This window comes from Streptomyces sp. WELS2 (assembly GCF_013870595.1).
In the GTDB taxonomy this organism is placed as follows: domain Bacteria; phylum Actinomycetota; class Actinomycetes; order Streptomycetales; family Streptomycetaceae; genus Streptomyces.
Genome location: NZ_JACBWZ010000981.1, coordinates 1 through 2,084, shown reverse-complemented (window position 1 = coordinate 2,084; position 2,084 = coordinate 1). Strand labels below are relative to the sequence as shown.

1 protein-coding gene is annotated in these 2,084 nt (G+C 76.6%); it reads left to right on the top strand.

All coding sequences use genetic code 11. The features are described 5' to 3' along the window. On the top strand, window positions 1–2,084 hold a 2,084-nt coding region (locus tag H5J33_RS32525; protein WP_181798313.1), incomplete at both ends, for an acyltransferase domain-containing protein.

The following is a 2,084-nucleotide window of genomic DNA, read 5'->3' as shown; positions in this document are numbered from 1 at the left end:
AGCCCCCGAACCGGAGGAGTTCACGGCCGAGCCGCTCGCCCCGGTGCCCTGGGTGGTCTCCGGCAAGTCCGAGGCGGCGTTGCGCGCGCAGGCCGAGCGGCTGCACGCCTTCGTCACCGAGCGCCCCGGACTCGACCTGGCCGCGGCCGGGCACGCCCTGCTGACCACCCGGACCACGTTCGAGCACCGGGCCGTGGTGCTGGCCCAGGACCGCGCCGGACTCCTGCGCGCACTGGCCGCCGTGGCCGCCGGCGAACCCGCCGCCGAGGTCGCCGAGGGGCGGCGGAGCACCGGCCGGCTCGCGGTCCTCTTCACCGGCCAGGGCAGCCAGCGGATCGGCATGGGGCGGCGGTTGTACGACACGTACCCCGTCTTCGCCACGGCCTTCGACGAGGTGTGCGCCGCGCTGGAACCCCACCTGGACCGGCCCCTGAAGGACATCGTCTTCGCCGACGCCGACAGCCCCGAGGCCGGGCTGATCCACCGGACCGGGTACACCCAGCCCGCCGTGTTCGCCCTGGAGACCGCCCTCTACCGGCTCCTCGAACACTGGGGCATCCGGCCCGACGCCGTGGCCGGGCACTCCATCGGCGAGCTGGCCGCCGCGCACGTCACCGGGCTCCTTTCGCTCCCGGACGCCGCCGCCCTGGTCGCGGCACGCGGGCGGCTGATGCAGGAACTCCCCGAGGGCGGCGCCATGGTCGCCGTACAGGCCGGCGAGGCCGAGGTGCTCGCCCTGCTCGGCGAGGAGTCCGACCGGGTCGGCATCGCCGCCGTCAACGGGCCGTCCGCCGTCGTCCTGTCCGGCGCCGAGGACGCCGTGCTGGACCTCGCCGAGCGGCTGCGCGGCCTGGGCCGCAAGACCAAGCGGCTGGAGGTCAGCCACGCCTTCCACTCGCCGCTCATGGAGCCCATGCTGGACGCCTTCGCCGAGGTGGCACGGGGCGTACGGTACGGCGGGACCGGCACGCCGTTCGTCTCCACCGTGACCGGCGCCGCGGTGCCGGCGGAGGAACTCGGCAGCCCCGAGTACTGGGTGCGGCACGTACGGCAGCCCGTGCGCTTCCACGACGCCGTGACCGCCCTGGCGGCCGACGGGGTGACCACCTTCCTGGAGGTCGGCCCGGACGGGGTGCTGTCCGCGATGGGCCCCAACTGCCTGCCCGCCGAGGCTGGTTCCGCCACCTTCGTGCCCTGCCTGCGCGGCGACGCCGACGAGGCGCGGAGCCTCACCAAGGCCGTCGTCCGGCTGCACGCGCACGGTGCCGCCGTGGACTGGGCGGCGTTCTGCGGCACGCCCGTGGACTGGTCGGCGGCGCTCGACGGGCCCCGCCCGCCCCGCACCGAACTGCCGACCTACGCCTTCCAGCGGCAGCGGTACTGGCTCGACGCGCCGCCCGCCCTCCCGGAGGACCTGGGCGCGGCCGGGATCGGCGCGGCGGACCACCCGCTGCTGGGCGCCGCCGTCGAACTGCCGGGCACCGACGGGATGGTGTTCGCCGGCCGCCTCGCCGCCGGCACCCACCCCTGGCTCGACGGGCACACCCTCGGCAGAACGCCGGTGCTGCCCGCCTCGGCCGTGCTGGAGATGGCCCTGCGCGCCGGGGACGAGACCGGCTGCGGCGGCGTCGAGGACCTCACCCTGGACACCCCGCTGGTCCTTCCGGATCAGGGAGCCGTCCAACTCCGGCTGACCGTCGGCCCATTCATCGACGGCCGGCGCACCGTCGAGCTGCACACCCGGCCCGAGGGCACCTCCGGCCCCGGCGGCTGGACCCGCAACGCCCACGGCACCCTGCGCCCACCGGAGGTCACCGCCCCCGCCGCGCAGGCCACCGGAGTCGCGGACACCACCCTCACCGCCTGGCCCCCCGCCGGGGCCGAACCGGTCGCGCCCGACGAGCTGTACGGGCTCCTCGCGGCGGCCGGACTCGGCCACGGCCCGGCGGCGCGGACCGTACGGTCCGTGTGGCGCCGCGATGCGGAACTGTTCGCCGAGGTCGCCCTCGGACCCGGCGAGGAGCGGGAGGCCGAGCGCTACGGCGTCCACCCCGTCCTGCTGGACGGCGCGCTGCACCCGCTGG